The organism is Streptomyces sp. NPDC086989, assembly GCF_044745505.1.
Taxonomy (GTDB): Bacteria; Actinomycetota; Actinomycetes; order Streptomycetales; family Streptomycetaceae; genus Streptomyces.
In genome coordinates, this window is record NZ_JBIVAL010000001.1 from 1 (window position 1) to 13229 (window position 13229).

Sequence of the window (13229 nt, forward strand, 5' to 3'; positions counted from 1 at the left end):
CCAGATGTGGAAGCCCGGTAACGGGTGGAGCTGACTGGTACTAATAGGCCGAGGGCTTGTCCTCAGTTGCTCGCGTCCACTGTGTTAGTTCTGAAATAACGAACAGCTGTGATTGCAGCCAGCGTTCGAATTTCATAGTGTTTCGGTGGTCATAGCGTTAGGGAAACGCCCGGTTACATTCCGAACCCGGAAGCTAAGCCTTTCAGCGCCGATGGTACTGCAGGGGGGACCCTGTGGGAGAGTAGGACGCCGCCGAACAATCATTGTGGGAAAGCCCCGCACCAGCCCTTACCGGCTCGGTGCGGGGCTTTTCTGCGTTCAGGCGCGTTGCCCGTATCGGGCCAGGTAGTGCCACACCCGCTTGAGCGCCTGCTCGTCGTACCGGCCGGAGCGGGCAGCATCGCCGATGACGCGCGGGGTCAGCACGCCTGCGACGGCGATCGCCGCCCCGAGGTCGACGTACGCCTGGCCCCGGTAGTCGGGGTAGCGGCGGAGTTCGTCGACGGTGAGGTGGAAGCCGGCGTGCCACTCGATGGCACAGGGGAGCTTCTCGGCGGCCGCCTCGACATCGGTGTCGCGATGGCTGGGGTCGAGTACGAGCGCGGCGACATCCCGGTCGAGCCGGACCGGCGCGTGGACCTGCGCCTCGATGTAGTCGTCCAAGGCGTCCTGGTCGTCGGCCTCTGCGAGCGCGATCAACGACATGCGGTCCGCGACGCCGAAGGACTCCGGTTCGAGGTAGCTGTCCGGGTAGCAGAACGTGGTGCGGGGCAGGGCGTCCGCGGTGAGACGGAAGTGCGCGGAGCCGAAGCGGGGCGCGGCGCCTACCGGGCTTCCGCGGAAGTTCAGGGCCCCGTAGACGGGGCGGGCATCCGCCGGCGCTTCGTCGTAGGCGCCGCCGAAGATACGGCTCTCCCAGAGCCAGCGTGCTCCGCCCGCATGGGCGGTGAGGCCGCCGTTGCTGGTTCCCGTGACGAACTGCGAGCGGTACACGCCGTCCTCGGCCAGGGCAGTGAGGACCTGCCGGTCGCCGAACAGGCGGTCCGGATGGAAGTTGAGCGTCACCGGGAGGGCCGGGTCCAGCGGCGGACCCGAGGAGAGGGCGGTGACGTGGCGCAGAGCCCGGGTGTGGGGATTCATGGATGCAGTCTGCACCAGCCTGTGATTGGATCGCGGCTCATGAGTGATCATGTGATGCGCCCCGTGCGGGCGGACGAATGGCAGAAGGTCAAAGAGCTGCGGATCGAGGCCCTGAAGGATCCGGCGGCGCCGGTGGCCTTCCTGGAGACCCTGGCCCAAGCGGACGCCAGGCCGGACGAGTTCTGGCAGGACCGGGCGCTGAGGGCCTCGCAGGGGCGGTACGCGCGGCAGTTCGTGGCCGAGGCCGCGGACGGAGAGTGGGTCGGTTCGGTGACCGTCCTGGTCGAGGAGGGCGGGACGACCGACTTCTTCGAGCAGGCCGTCGAGCAGACCCAGGGGCATCTGGTGGGCGTGTACGTACGGGCCGAGGAGCGGGGCACCGGGGTGGCCGAAGCCCTGTTCACGGCCGCGCTGGACTGGGCCTGGTCGCTGGAGGGGCCGGCGCTGGAGCGGGTACGGCTCTTCGTGCACGAGAACAACGGGCGGGCCGACGCCTTCTACCGGCGGTTCGGGTTCCGGGCGACCGGGCAGGTGCTGCCGGTGCCGGGGGATCCGGATGCCACGGAGCTGGAGTACGTGCTTCCGCGGCCCTAAGGGCTTGTATCCGGGCGTTCCGACAACGCGGCGAGGTGCCCGTAGCCGGCGTCGCGCGCCCGCCGGGGATTGCGGGACAGCCCTTAGTCAGTGGTGGGTCGGTTCGAAGGCGGCCTCGGGCCAGCGGGAGCGGGCCTGTTCGCGGCTCCGGCACAGGGCGAGCAGGGGGAGGGTGTCCTCCTGGAGGAGTTCCGGGAGTTGGGGGATCGGGGCCACGGCCGCGACGTCCTCCAGGACCAGCGTGAGTGGTGGGTCGAGCCGACCGTGGGATGACCGTGCGGCCATGCGGCGGCCGTGCTCGACCACGCTCGCGGTGAGTGCGGTCAGCAGGGGCATCGCACCCGGGTGGGTGCGGGGGTCCTCCAGCGGTTCGCCCACCACGTAGAGGGTGCCCCCTTCGGAGACGAACGATGCCAGGGTCAGTGCATCTGTTCGGTTCGGGTTGCAGGCCTCGCGGATGTGGATCGACGTGAGGCAGGACAGGGCACGGGCCGTCAGGTGCTGTGCCTGTTCACGGCGTTCGGGGTGGGCGGTGAGGGCGCTCTCCAGCTCGCCTGCGGCGCCGGGGGCGGCGCGCGGGTGCGTACGGAGGATGCGCACCGGGTCCTGGGCGCTGTTGCCCTGGGCCCAGCGGTGCAGCTGCTTGAACGGGCGGTCGTCGAGGGCGGCGGCCTGGAGCCAGCTGCGCAGGAGCGTTTCCGCCGTGTCGGCGATGGCCGCGTCCATACGGGCCTGGGGGCGTACGGGGGCCAGCAGCGCGATCGCGCGGGCGGCGGCGGTGTCGCGGTCGGCGCAGGCATCGGTGGGGTTCCAGTGCATGCGGGCAGGGGTGTCGCACAGGTGCGAGGGGTCGTAGAGGAGGACCGGGCCGAGTTTGGCGCGGGCGTCCTTCGTCTCGGCCCAGAGGGCGGGGGAGGAGGTGAGGACGAGGGCCGCGCCTTCGGCTGACGCGAGGGCCTGGGCGGCCAGGGGGTGGCGGACGGCGGGGCTGCCGTAGGCCATGCGGCCGGTGCCGGTGTCGCTACCGGTGTCTCTCCCTCCCGGACCGCCGGTGTCTCTCCCTCCCGGGCCCCACGCCTCAAGCGTCGGCGGGGCCGGGCTGGTCGCCGGAGCCGGGAGGGCTTCCGGGGCCGGGTAGGGGAGCGTTGCCGGGTTCGGGGTGGGCGCCGGGCGGGTGCTGCCGGGGGCTGTGCCCGCGGGCACCGGCCGGCCCGCGTTGAGCAGGGTGGCCGGGTCGGCCGGACGGGAGGTGCCGGAGGCGTCGGCTCCGGGCCCCGGCTCGTCGAACGCCGGCCGGGCAGGGGCGGGCAGCGGGGGCGGGGCGGCATGTCCGGACCGGCCCGGGACTCCGTTCCCGGGCCCGCCGCCGGTGTGCGCGGGCGGGACGCCCGGCGCCTCGGATGCCGGGGCGGGCTTGGCGGTTCCGGAGCGGGACTTCGTGCGGGCGATGACGCCCATCGCGAAGACCGTCAGGACGAACAGGATCAGCAGCTGGCTGATGAACAGGCCCCAGAACAGGCCCCAGCCCGAGAGGGCCGCCGGGTCCGTGTCCGGCCACGCTCCCGGGACGTCGTGCGGTTGGGTTATCAGGGCTCGGACGGCCCCCGGGGTGCGGGTGAAGGTCACCGTGGCCGGCCAGGAGCCCTTCGCGAAGAGCGCGGCCAGGCCCGTCGACGTCCAGACCAGGGCCGCCAGGCCGAGGAGGAAGGCCAGGAGGCCGACGAGGACGCCGTCGGGGATGCCGCCCGGGCGTCCGGGGTCGCCGTCGCGCATGGTCATGCCACCGTGGTCGCCGAGCCCGGGCCGCCGTTGCGGTGGCGTTCCATGAGGAGGGCACGCTGTTCCGCTTCCAGTTCGGCGGCCAGCAGGTCGTCCGGGAGCTGGGGGGCGGACGATTCGGTCATCGCGCGGTCGGTGTAGACGAGGGGCCGTTCCGCCTCGGTGATCAGGTGTTTGACCACCTGGACGTTGCCGTTGACGTCCCAGACCGCGATGCCGGGGGTGAGGGTCGGGATGATTTCCACCGCCCAGCGGGGCAGGCCGAGAACCCGGCCCGTGGCGCGGGCCTCGTCCGCCTTCTGGGCGTAGATCGTGCGGGTCGAGGCCATCTTGAGGATGGCCGCGGCCTCGCGGGCGGCCGCGCCGTCGACGACGTCCGAGAGGTGGTGGACGACGGCGACGAAGGACAGGCCGAGGCGGCGGCCGAACTTCAGGAGGCGCTGGAACAGCTGGGCCACGAAGGGGCTGTTGATGATGTGCCAGGCCTCTTCGACGAGGAAGATGCGCTTCTTGCGGTCCGGGCGGATCCAGGTGTGCTCCAGCCACACGCCGACGATCGCCATCAGGATCGGCATGGCGATGGAGTTGCGGTCGATGTGGGAGAGGTCGAAGACGATCAGGGGGGCGTCGAGGTCGATGCCGACGGTCGTGGGGCCGTCGAACATGCCGCGCAGGTCGCCGTCGACGAGGCGGTCGATGACGAGCGCCACGTCGAGGCCCCAGGCCCGCACATCGTCTATGTCGACGTTCATCGCGTGGGCGGATTCGGGTTCCGGGTGGCGCAGCTGCTCGACGATGTCGGTCAGGACCGGCTGGCGGTCGCGGATGGTGTCGACGACGTAGGCGTGCGCGACCTTGAGCGCGAAGCCGGAGCGTTCGTCGAGGCCGTGGCCCATGGCGACTTCGATGATGGTCCGGAGCAGCGCGAGCTGGCCGGTCGTGGTGATCGCCGGGTCGAGGGGGTTGAGGCGGATACCGTCGTCGTTGGCGGCGATGGGGTCCAGGCGGATGGGGGTTATCCCCAGCTGCTGGGCGATGAGGTTCCACTCGCCGACGCCGTCCTCGCCCTGGGCGTCGAGGACGACGACCTGGCGGTCGCGGAAGCGGAGCTGGCGCAGTACGTACGTCTTCTCCAGCGCGGACTTGCCGTTGCCGGACTCGCCGAGGACCAGCCAGTGCGGGGCCGGGAGCTGCTGGCCGTACAGCTGGAAGGGGTCGTAGATGTAGCCCTTGCCGCTGTAGACCTCGCGGCCGATGATGACGCCGGAGTCGCCGAGGCCGGGGGCGGCGGTGGGCAGGTAGACGGCCTGCGCCTGCCCGGTGGAGGTGCGGACGGGCAGGCGCGTGGTCTCGACCTTGCCGAACAGGAAGCTGGTGAAGGCGTCCGTCAGAGCGGACATGGGATCTCGCATGGGCGGCACTTCCCTCCAGCTAGCGTCGGATGCCGGTGGCGAACGGCAGGGTGTTGACGAAGGCGCGGTGGTGTTCGCGGTCGCACCATTCGAGTTTCAGGTACGACTTGCCGGCCGAGGCGCGGATGGTGCGCTTGTCCCGGGCCAGGGCTTCCGGGGAACGCGAGGACACCGTGATGTACCCGACCAGGTTGACTCCCGCCGCACCGCTGGCGAGATCTTCACCTCTTTGGTCGAGCCGGCCGTGGGCGGCGATGTCGCGGGGGTCGACGGTGCGGTTCATCTTGGCGGCCCGGCTGGCGTCGGCCTCGTCGTTGGTCTTCTCCGTGAGCATGCGCTCGATGGCCACCTCGGTGGGCTCCAGATCCATGGTGACGGCGACGGTGCGGATCACGTCCGGGGTGTGGACGAGGAGGGGTGCGAGGAAGTTGACGCCGACGGGGGTCATCGGCCACTCCTTCACCCAGGCGGTGGCGTGGCACCAGGGGGCGCGGGTGGAGGACTCGCGGGTCTTGGCCTGGAGATACGTGGGTTCGACCGCGTCGAGTTCGGCGGGCCAGGCGTTGCGCTTGGTCATGGCCTGGATGTGGTCGATGGGGTGGTCCGGGTCGTACATGGAGTGCACGAGGGAGGCGAGGCGGCCCTGGCCGAGGGGCTGGCGGACGCGGATGTCGGCCTCGGCGAGGCGGGCGCAGATGTCGGTGAGCTCGCGGGCCATGACGATGGCGAGGCCGGCGTCGCGGTCGAGCTTGCGGCCCTTGTGGGGGGTGCCGGCGCGGGCGATGGTGTGGGCCTCGGCGGCGAGTTCGCGCGTGTAGTGCATGCAGGCGACGAGGTACGCGCGGTGCTGCTCGGAGGAGGTGGAGACCATCGACTGGAGCTGGTCGTAGGAGTCGCGCAGCCAGACGGGGGCGTTGGCGTCGCCGCGCTGGGCGACGTCCTTGGCGTGGGCGTCCGGGTCGGCGGGGAGGGTACGGGCGAGCATCTGGAGGCGGGTGACGAAGCCGTCGCCGTTGGCCACGTGCTTGAGGAGGGTGCCGAAGCGGTCGACGAGGGCTTCCTGGTCCTCGCTGTCGCGCAGGCCGACGCCGGGTCCCTCGATCTCGATGGCGGCGGTGACGGTTCTGCGGTCGGCGTGCAGGAGGACGGCGATCTCGTCGGGGCCGAAGGGGGCGGCGAGCCAGTTGATCCGGCCGATGCCGGGGGGCGGGCCGACCTCGACCTCGCGGCCGTCGGAGGCGCGGACGCCGGCTTCCATGGCGCCGGAGCGGTACGTCGTGCCGCGGCGAAGGGTGCGCTTGTAGCTGCGGTTGATCTCGAACCACTTGTAGAAGGTGCGGCCCTTGTACGGGACGTACACGGCGGCGAGTGCGAGCATGGGGAAGCCGGCGAGGGTGACGATGCGCAGGGTGAGGTCGGGGACGAGCAGGCCGCTCATCATGCCGAAGAACGCGCCGACGATGATCAGGGCGATCTCGCCGCTCTCGCGGTTCTTGCCGACGATCGCGTTCGGCCGGGCACGGCCGATGAGATACGTGCGGCGGGGCGCGACCGGGTGCAGCTGGTGGGACTGGGTCGTCAACGCCCGTCACCTCCTGTGTTCCTCGTACTCGATCCGGAGCGGGGCGCGGGTGCGGCGGAGGGGACCGATCCGCCGCCTCCGCCGCCGGAGGGGCGGCTGCTGTGGGCGGCCACGCCTCCGGAGATGGGGTTGGCGGGGCGGGGGGCGCTGGAGCCGCCGCCGTCACCGCCTCCGCGGTGGGCGCCGCGGCTGCTGTGCGTCTTGATGCCCTGGGATACGAGGGAGGCCGGGGAGCTGATGACGGCGGCGGCCTGGGCGCCGTCGGTGGCCTTGCTGCGGTTCGAGCGGGCGGAGGCGATCTCGTCGCCGAAGCCGGGTACGAAGCGGTAGATCATCGCGGAGGCGAAGATGGCCAGGAGGATGATCGCGAGGCCGGAGACGACGGCGGAGAAGGCGTTGGGGCCCTTCTCGCCGGCGAGGGCTCCGGCGAGGCCGAGGACGATGACGATGACCGGCTTCACGAGGATGACGGCGATCATGATGCCGGCCCAGCGGCGGACGTGGCCCCACAGGTTCCGGTCGACGAGCCCGGCGTAGACGACGACGCCGAGGAGGGCGCCGACGTAGAGCAGGGCGGCCCGGATGAAGAGCTCGAGGAAGAGGACGCCGGCGGCGAGGACCGTGACGAGCGAGACGACGATCAGCATGATCGGGCCGCCGCCGATGGAGTCGCCCTTCTTCAGGGCCTCGATGAAGGACCCGAAGAACACGTCGGTCTGGCCGCCGGAGGCCGAGGCGATGACCTCGGTGACGCCGTCGGTGGCGGAGACGACGGTGTAGAGGATCAGGGGGGTGAAGGCGGAGGCCAGGACGGTGAGCCAGAGGAAGCCGACGGCTTCGGAGATGGCGGTGGTGAGGGGGACGCCGCGGATGGCGCGCTTGGCGACGGCGAAGAGCCAGAGGACGAGCGTGAGGATGGTGGAGGCGGCGAAGACGATGGCGTACTGCTTGAGGAAGGCGCCGTTGGTGAAGTCGACGTTGGCCGTGCCGTTGATCGCTTTGCTGAGCTCGGTGACGATCCAGGCTGCGGCGTCGGCGCAGCCCTTGGCGAGGGAGGCCAGGGGGTTGAGCGCATCGGCGGGATCGCTGGGCGCGAGCCCGGTCTTCGGCGCCCCGGCGGCACCACTGCCGCGCTCGCAGTAGTCCTTGGCCGGGCCGACGATCAGGTCACACCGGTTGTCGTTGGGCTGCGAGGCGGACGGGGAGGGCGACGGAGGCGGACTGGGTGCGGCGAAGGCCCGGGCTGACAGCAGCACGGCTGCCGTCTGCAGCGCAGCCAAGGCCCCGGTGACGTGGAGGGTGCGGCTACCGGGCATAGGTGAACCCTCCGAAATCCGTTGCAGCCTTCGCGATCTCCTCGGCCGTGGAGGCCATGCGGTCCGTGTGGACCGGGGCCGGCCCGTCCTTCTGGGCGAAGCTCTCGACCTTCCAGTCGTTCTCCGCCCACCGGAGGGTCAGCGTCATGGTGAACCAGTCGTTGCTGACCGGGTTGGTGGAGCCGACACCGGCGGTGCCGAACACGCCTGTGCACCAGACGTCGACGGTCGTGCTGCTCTCGGAGTACTTGGTCGCCTTGGTGCCGACCGGAACGGTCCGCGAGACGTACGTGAGGCCTGGTGCCGCATTGCCGTTCGCGTCCAGGCCGGCTTGGTCCAGGAAGGTCTTGCCATAGGCCTGGTCGAGTCTGGTCTCGAGCTCGGCCACCTTGTCCGCAACGAACACCTGACGGACGATCTGGCGCCGCATCTGTGGCTTCAGGATGTCCGCGGAGACGAGCGCGACCGCGTAGTTGGCGGCGGCCGATTGGGCTCCTTGTTCGTCGTGTGCGAAGCCCTTCGGGATCGTCCCGTTCTTGGCGTCCACCGGACGGGTGCCTGTTGCCTGGGTGGTGGCGGGGGTGGGCGGGGTGTCCGTCGAGGGGGTGGTCGGGGTGTCGCCCGACTGGTTCGCGAAGGCGATCGCGGCGATCAGGAGAACCACCACGCCGACCACCGTGACCAGACTCCGCGAGGCGCGCGGGGTGCGGCGGGGCGGGCCGTACGGGTCCGAGGGGGACTCCGGGAGGCGGGTGCGGGTCTGGCCCGTGCCGCCGATCTCGCCGTAGCCGCTGCTGCCGCTGCCACCGCCGTACTGGTCGTCGTTGCTCATTTCGTGTCCGCCCCCTCTGCGTCGTACGACGGTGGTGTGGTGAGTCCTCATCAGCTCCGGCTGCCGGTGGGCGGCCCGGCTAGACGGCCATTCCGTAGACGATGGTGAAGAGGGTGCCGAGGGAGCCGATGATGAAGACGCCGGTGAGGCCGGCGACGATCAGGCCCTTGCCCTGTTCCGCGCTGAACGTGTCGCGCAGGGCGGTCGCGCCGATGCGCTGTTTGGCCGCGCCCCAGATGGCGATGCCGAGGCAGAGGAGGATCGCGACGGCCATGACCACCTCGATCATGACCTTCGCTTCGTTGCCGAGACTGCCGAACGGCCCCCAGTTCGGGGCGATTCCGCCGATGATGGTGGTGATGTCGCCCTTTTCGGCTGCCAGGATCATGTAACTCACCGCCCCTGTATGGGTAGTTCCGGTATCCCGTGCCCGTCGGCAGGGGTTACGTACTATCTTCGCTGATGAAACCGCCGTCGTGCGTCGACTTGACGGCTCTCTTTACCCGATCTCCCGCCCTTTGGCCCGCCCGCGCGCTCTGACCTGGGCATGGGCGGGTGGGGTATGCGCAAGAACGTACGGTCACTCTGTGTATCACGGGGGGTGACCACGGGCAATGATTGGCCTCTCGCCGTGCGGGGGGCTGCCCGGGGCGGGGCCGTTCGGCGCAGCGGGTGGGCGTGTCGTTGGGCCGAGTCGCTGACCTTCGTCCGACATTCCGTCAGTCGTTCCATCTGTCCGGGGGTTTGCGGGGGATGCTCCAGGCCGTTCGGGTACGACGACGCGAGGAGTGGACGGATGGGTTCGAGGGGTTCCGTATCGAGGGTCGGCCGGCGGGCGTGGCTGGCCGGTGGCTTCGCAGTGCCGCTGGCGGTCGCGCTCACCTGCGCCTCGGTGCCGGCGATGGCCGCCGTGCAGGGAACGGCGGCTACCGCGGAGGGGCCCGGCTGGGCCGCGAAGTGTCCGGAGCCGGATGTGAGGACGCTGCCCGCCAAGGCGCCGAAGGGCAAGCCCGTGACGGCCGTGAAGGCGGCCAGGACCGCCATGGTCAAGAAGGCCGGCAAGGCGGCGCATGCGAACTCGTGCGGCCCGAAGGGCGACAGGGGTGACAAGGGGCCCAAGGGTGACCGCGGGCCGCAGGGCCCGAAGGGCGACCGGGGTGACAAGGGGCCCAAGGGCGACAAGGGCGACAAGGGACCCAAGGGTGACCGGGGGCCGAAGGGTGAGCACGGGCCGCACGGGCCGTGTGAGGACATCGACACGGCCCAGGGGGCGAACGGGCTGGAGTTCAGTGCCGCACTGCACCGGGGGCGGACGTTCCTGGGCGTACGGCCGACGGTGCCGGTGGTCGGCCCGTACGTCTGGCGGGACCTCACCACTCAGCTGAACCCGGGGCACCCGCGCAACGCGTGCGGGGTGTCGGTCAGCACCGCCACCTCCACGGCGGCGGCGGCCGCCCCCGTCTACACGGTGTTCGTGAAGGTGCTGACGACGACGGGCGAGGTGTACGAGAACCAGTGCGGCTACACGGTGACCGGAACGCTCTCCTGCCCGTCGGGCTGGACGGCCATCATCAGGCCCTGAGGCCCTGAGGCCCCTGATGCGTTACGCGGACCAGTGGGCGGGCCGGGCCAAGGTCGCGGGGATCTTGGTAGCGGCGTCGCCCCTGGCCGCGTTGAGCTGGGCCTGGGTCAGGAAGACGGCGTCGCGCAGGTCCGCCCCGCGCAGGTCCGCGTCGCGGAAGTCGGCGCCGATCAGGTCCGCCAGGCGCAGGTCCGCGCCGCTGAGGTCGGCGGCGATCAGGTAGGCGCCGCGGAAATTGGCTCCCCGCAGGTCCGCTCCGGCGAGGCGGGCGCCCATCAGGTCGGCGCCGCGGTGGTTCCTCTTGCGGGCCGGGGCCTTGGCGCGGGCCAGCTCGCTGGCGCGCAGCAGGAGCGTGTTGATGCGTCCGCGCAGGGCGCCGACGTCCAGGGTGGTGAGGGCGTCCGCGTCGGCCGAGGTCCACTGCACGGTTTCGGTCCGGGCGAGGCGCAGGTCGGCGTGGACGGGGGCGGCGGCCGGGAGGGCCAGTGCCTCGGTGACGTAGAAGAGCAGCTCGTGCAGCTGCCGCATCACGGGGAAGACCTCGTACATCGAGCCGGCCGTGCCGGGGTGCGCCCGCCAGTCCCGGCCGCCGAAGGTCACCTGGGAGACCTGCTGGCCCGCGCCGAAGCAGTCGAAGACGGTGCAGCCCTGGAAGCCCTTGTCGCGCAGCCGGGTGTGGACGGAGCAGCGGAAGTCCTGCTGGAGGTTCTTGCAGGGGGTTCCGGCGGCCTTGTTCACCGCGAAGTCGCTGGACTTGGCGAAGGGCAGGGCGACGCAGCACAGCGCGAAGCAGTTCGAGCAGTCGGCGTGCAGGACGGGGAGGGCCGGGGAGGCGGGGGAGGCCGGGGAGGCGGGGGAGGGTGAGGTCGCGGACACCCCTCCATTGTCACCGGTCCGGGGCGGTCAGCCGCATCTGGAGGGCCGACCAGTGGACGCCGTCGACCTCCTCCACGTCCTCCAGTACCTGCACGGCACGGAAGCCGAGCTTCTCGTAGAGGCGGACGGCGGCGGTGTTGTGGGTGTAGACGCCGAGGTCGAGCGAGGTGAGGCCGAGCTCGTCGAAGGCGCGGGCGACGGCGAGCGTGAGGAGGGTCTCGCCGAGACCCCGGCCGCGCGCGCCGGGGGCGATCAGTACGCGGCCCAGGCGGGTGCCGCGTACGGAGACGTGGCCGACGGGGGTGGTGCCGGGGGCCACCGCGGTCCAGGTGTGGCGGTCCGGCTCGGCGGCGTACGCGGTGAGCTGGGCGTCGTCCAGGGGCCAGGTGAAGGAGGGTCCCGCCCAGGTGACGAGCTCGGCCCGGGTCGTGATCCAGCGGCGCAGGGCCGGGGCGTCGTCGGCGGGGCGGAACGGGCGCAGGGACAGCGGTAAGGGCGTCGTGTTCATGCTCCGAGTATTCGTCGTGCGGAACCGGGTTGATCGCGGGGGCCGGTGCGGTGAGCATCCGTACATGACAGAAGTGATCGCAGTTGCCGTCATCACCCTCCTCGCCGTGATCAGTCCGGGCGCCGATTTCGCCATGGTGGTCCGCAACAGCTATCTGTACGGGCGTCCCACCGGGCTGTTCGCGGCGGCCGGGGTCGCGGCCGGCGTGCTGGTGCACGTCTCGTACACGATGCTCGGGGTGGGGCTGCTCATCGCGTCCTCCACCGCGTTGTTCACGGCGATCAAGCTGGCGGGCGCCGCGTACCTGGTGTGGATCGGGATCCGGACGTTCCGGGCGCGGGCCGAGGTGACGGTCGACCTGGAGTCCAAGCCGCAGCTGAGCCGGCTGGGCGCGCTGCGGTCCGGGTTCCTGACCAATGTGCTCAACCCGAAGACCACGCTGTTCGTCGTGTCGACGTTCACGCAGGTCGTCGATCCGCAGACGCCGCTGTGGCAGCAGGCCGGGTACGGGCTGTTCATGTCGGCGGCGCACCTGGGGTGGTTCGGTGCGGTCGCGCTGTTCTTCTCGAACTCCCGGCTGCGCGACCGGATGCTCAAGGCGCAGAAGGCGCTGAACCGGGCGATCGGCTCGGTGCTGGTGGGGCTGGGCGTGGGACTGGGCTTCGCGCGCTGAGCCGGTGCGCCGCCGGGCCGGTGTGCCGCTGAGCCGGGTCCCGCCGGGCCGGGGTCCCGCCGGGTTGTTCCGGGAAGGCCTGGCGGGCGGGGTTACCTGTCGGTAGCGTGCCGGCATGGCGATCTCCGAGGCGTTCTACGAGCGGGTCGATGACGGGCGGTTCCTGGCCACCGAGTACACGCGCGGGCCGTGGGACCCGGGCTCGCAGCATGCCGGGCCGCCGGCCGCGCTGCTCGGGCGGGCCGTGGAGGAGCGCGAGGGCGCCCGGGACGACATGCGGATCGCGAGGATCACGTACGAGATCCTGCGGCCTGTGCCGATCGGCCCGCTGGAGGTCACCACCTCGGTGCTGCGGGCCGGCCGGAGCACCGAGGTGGTCGAGGCCGCCCTCGCCCCCGTCGGGGCCGCGCCGGTGATGCTCGCGCGGGCGCTGCGGATCCGGGTGGCCGCGGAGGCCGTGCCCGGCGTCACCCCGGCGCCGCAGCTGCCGCCGCCCGGGGAGGTGGGGGAGACGCCGTTCTTCCCGGTGCCGTGGGAGACCGGCTACCACTCGGCGATGGAGACCCGGTTCACGCAGGGCGCGTTCGTCTCGCTCGGGCCCGGCACCTGCTGGATGCGGATGAAGGTGGCGCTCATCGCCGGGGAGGAGACCCGGCCGCTGGACCGGGTGCTGGTCGCCGCCGACTCGGGCAACGGGATCAGCTCGGTGATGGACTTCGCCCGGTACGTCTTCGTCAACGGCGACCTGACCGTGCACCTGCACCGCCACCCGGTCGGCGAATGGGCCTGTGTGGAGGCCCGTACGAGTGTGGACGCGGCCGGGATCGGCCTCGCGGACGCCCGGCTGCACGACGAGAAGGGGCCCATCGGGCGCAGCGCCCAGAGCCTGTTCGTCGCGCCGCGCTGAGTCCAACCCTCCTCCTGGGCAGCGGAGT

13 protein-coding genes and 1 rRNA gene are annotated in these 13229 nt (G+C 71.4%); 5 read left to right on the forward strand and 9 right to left on the reverse strand.

Going from position 1 to position 13229, the window contains the following annotated elements; translation table 11 throughout:
- Window positions 1-141 precede the first annotated feature (141 nt).
- A 5S ribosomal RNA gene (rrf, locus tag ACIPK4_RS00005) occupies window positions 142-258 on the forward strand.
- A 60-nt stretch (window positions 259-318) separates the two neighbouring features.
- Here rrf and ACIPK4_RS00010 read toward each other — a convergent pair.
- Window positions 319-1140 (reverse strand): DUF3626 domain-containing protein, encoded by an 822-nt coding sequence (locus ACIPK4_RS00010; RefSeq protein WP_402307827.1) that lies wholly within the window; start codon window positions 1138-1140, stop codon window positions 319-321.
- A gap of 39 nt (window positions 1141-1179) precedes the next feature.
- Between ACIPK4_RS00010 and ACIPK4_RS00015 the strand changes: the two genes are divergently transcribed.
- Complete coding sequence (locus ACIPK4_RS00015; protein ID WP_400828009.1) at window positions 1180-1734, forward strand: GNAT family N-acetyltransferase; 555 nt, start codon at window positions 1180-1182, stop codon at window positions 1732-1734.
- 87 nt (window positions 1735-1821) lie between these two features.
- Here the strand turns inward: ACIPK4_RS00015 and ACIPK4_RS00020 are convergent, their stop codons facing one another.
- From ACIPK4_RS00020 to ACIPK4_RS00045, 6 genes are all read right to left on the reverse strand, one after another.
- Entirely contained in the window at window positions 1822-3513 is a 1692-nt protein-coding gene (locus ACIPK4_RS00020; protein ID WP_402307830.1) for a type VI secretion protein, read from the reverse strand.
- A complete protein-coding gene (locus tag ACIPK4_RS00025; protein ID WP_402307833.1) occupies window positions 3510-4925 on the reverse strand; it encodes an ATP-binding protein in 1416 nt (471 codons plus the stop codon). Before ACIPK4_RS00025 ends, ACIPK4_RS00020 begins: the two co-directional genes overlap by 4 nt.
- A gap of 19 nt (window positions 4926-4944) precedes the next feature.
- Entirely contained in the window at window positions 4945-6507 is a 1563-nt protein-coding gene (locus tag ACIPK4_RS00030) for an SCO6880 family protein (RefSeq protein WP_402307835.1), read from the reverse strand.
- Window positions 6504-7823 (reverse strand): hypothetical protein, encoded by a 1320-nt coding sequence (locus tag ACIPK4_RS00035; RefSeq protein ID WP_402307837.1) that lies wholly within the window; start codon window positions 7821-7823, stop codon window positions 6504-6506. Before ACIPK4_RS00035 ends, ACIPK4_RS00030 begins: the two co-directional genes overlap by 4 nt.
- Window positions 7813-8655: a hypothetical protein gene (locus ACIPK4_RS00040; RefSeq protein ID WP_402307840.1), complete on the reverse strand. Its 843-nt coding sequence runs from the start codon at window positions 8653-8655 to the stop codon at window positions 7813-7815. Before ACIPK4_RS00040 ends, ACIPK4_RS00035 begins: the two co-directional genes overlap by 11 nt.
- Before the next feature lie 79 nt (window positions 8656-8734).
- Window positions 8735-9043, reverse strand: a complete 309-nt coding sequence (locus ACIPK4_RS00045; RefSeq protein WP_008742356.1) for a hypothetical protein — start codon at window positions 9041-9043, stop codon at window positions 8735-8737.
- Between the two features lie 408 nt (window positions 9044-9451).
- Here ACIPK4_RS00045 and ACIPK4_RS00050 point away from each other — a divergent pair, with 408 nt between their 5' ends.
- The gene (locus ACIPK4_RS00050) at window positions 9452-10237 is read left to right on the forward strand and encodes a hypothetical protein (RefSeq protein WP_402307842.1); all 786 of its coding nucleotides are present in this window, start codon (window positions 9452-9454) and stop codon (window positions 10235-10237) included.
- A 21-nt stretch (window positions 10238-10258) separates the two neighbouring features.
- Here the strand turns inward: ACIPK4_RS00050 and ACIPK4_RS00055 are convergent, their stop codons facing one another.
- The gene (locus ACIPK4_RS00055) at window positions 10259-11113 is read right to left on the reverse strand and encodes a pentapeptide repeat-containing protein (RefSeq protein WP_402307845.1); all 855 of its coding nucleotides are present in this window, start codon (window positions 11111-11113) and stop codon (window positions 10259-10261) included.
- Between the two features lie 10 nt (window positions 11114-11123).
- The gene (locus ACIPK4_RS00060) at window positions 11124-11621 is read right to left on the reverse strand and encodes a GNAT family N-acetyltransferase (RefSeq protein WP_402307848.1); all 498 of its coding nucleotides are present in this window, start codon (window positions 11619-11621) and stop codon (window positions 11124-11126) included.
- Between the two features lie 64 nt (window positions 11622-11685).
- On the opposite strand from ACIPK4_RS00060, the gene ACIPK4_RS00065 reads away from it, so the two are divergent.
- A complete protein-coding gene (locus tag ACIPK4_RS00065) occupies window positions 11686-12294 on the forward strand; it encodes a LysE family translocator (RefSeq protein WP_054220712.1) in 609 nt (202 codons plus the stop codon).
- Between the two features lie 115 nt (window positions 12295-12409).
- Entirely contained in the window at window positions 12410-13201 is a 792-nt protein-coding gene (locus ACIPK4_RS00070) for a thioesterase family protein (protein ID WP_402307852.1), read from the forward strand.
- Window positions 13202-13229 lie beyond the last annotated feature (28 nt).

Excerpts from the sequence above, each read along its gene's own strand:
- ACIPK4_RS00045 (WP_008742356.1), bottom strand. The coding sequence starts at position 9,043 with ATGATCCTGGCAGCCGAAAAGGGCGACATCACCACCATCATCGGCGGA.
- ACIPK4_RS00025 (WP_402307833.1), bottom strand. The coding sequence starts at position 4,925 with ATGCGAGATCCCATGTCCGCTCTGACGGACGCCTTCACCAGCTTCCTG.
- ACIPK4_RS00070 (WP_402307852.1), top strand. The coding sequence starts at position 12,410 with ATGGCGATCTCCGAGGCGTTCTACGAGCGGGTCGATGACGGGCGGTTC.
- ACIPK4_RS00065 (WP_054220712.1), top strand. The coding sequence starts at position 11,686 with ATGACAGAAGTGATCGCAGTTGCCGTCATCACCCTCCTCGCCGTGATC.
- ACIPK4_RS00050 (WP_402307842.1), top strand. The coding sequence starts at position 9,452 with ATGGGTTCGAGGGGTTCCGTATCGAGGGTCGGCCGGCGGGCGTGGCTG.
- ACIPK4_RS00035 (WP_402307837.1), bottom strand. The coding sequence starts at position 7,823 with ATGCCCGGTAGCCGCACCCTCCACGTCACCGGGGCCTTGGCTGCGCTG.
- ACIPK4_RS00010 (WP_402307827.1), bottom strand. The coding sequence starts at position 1,140 with ATGAATCCCCACACCCGGGCTCTGCGCCACGTCACCGCCCTCTCCTCG.
- ACIPK4_RS00040 (WP_402307840.1), bottom strand. The coding sequence starts at position 8,655 with ATGAGCAACGACGACCAGTACGGCGGTGGCAGCGGCAGCAGCGGCTAC.
- ACIPK4_RS00060 (WP_402307848.1), bottom strand. The coding sequence starts at position 11,621 with ATGAACACGACGCCCTTACCGCTGTCCCTGCGCCCGTTCCGCCCCGCC.
- ACIPK4_RS00015 (WP_400828009.1), top strand. The coding sequence starts at position 1,180 with ATGAGTGATCATGTGATGCGCCCCGTGCGGGCGGACGAATGGCAGAAG.
- ACIPK4_RS00020 (WP_402307830.1), bottom strand. The coding sequence starts at position 3,513 with ATGACCATGCGCGACGGCGACCCCGGACGCCCGGGCGGCATCCCCGAC.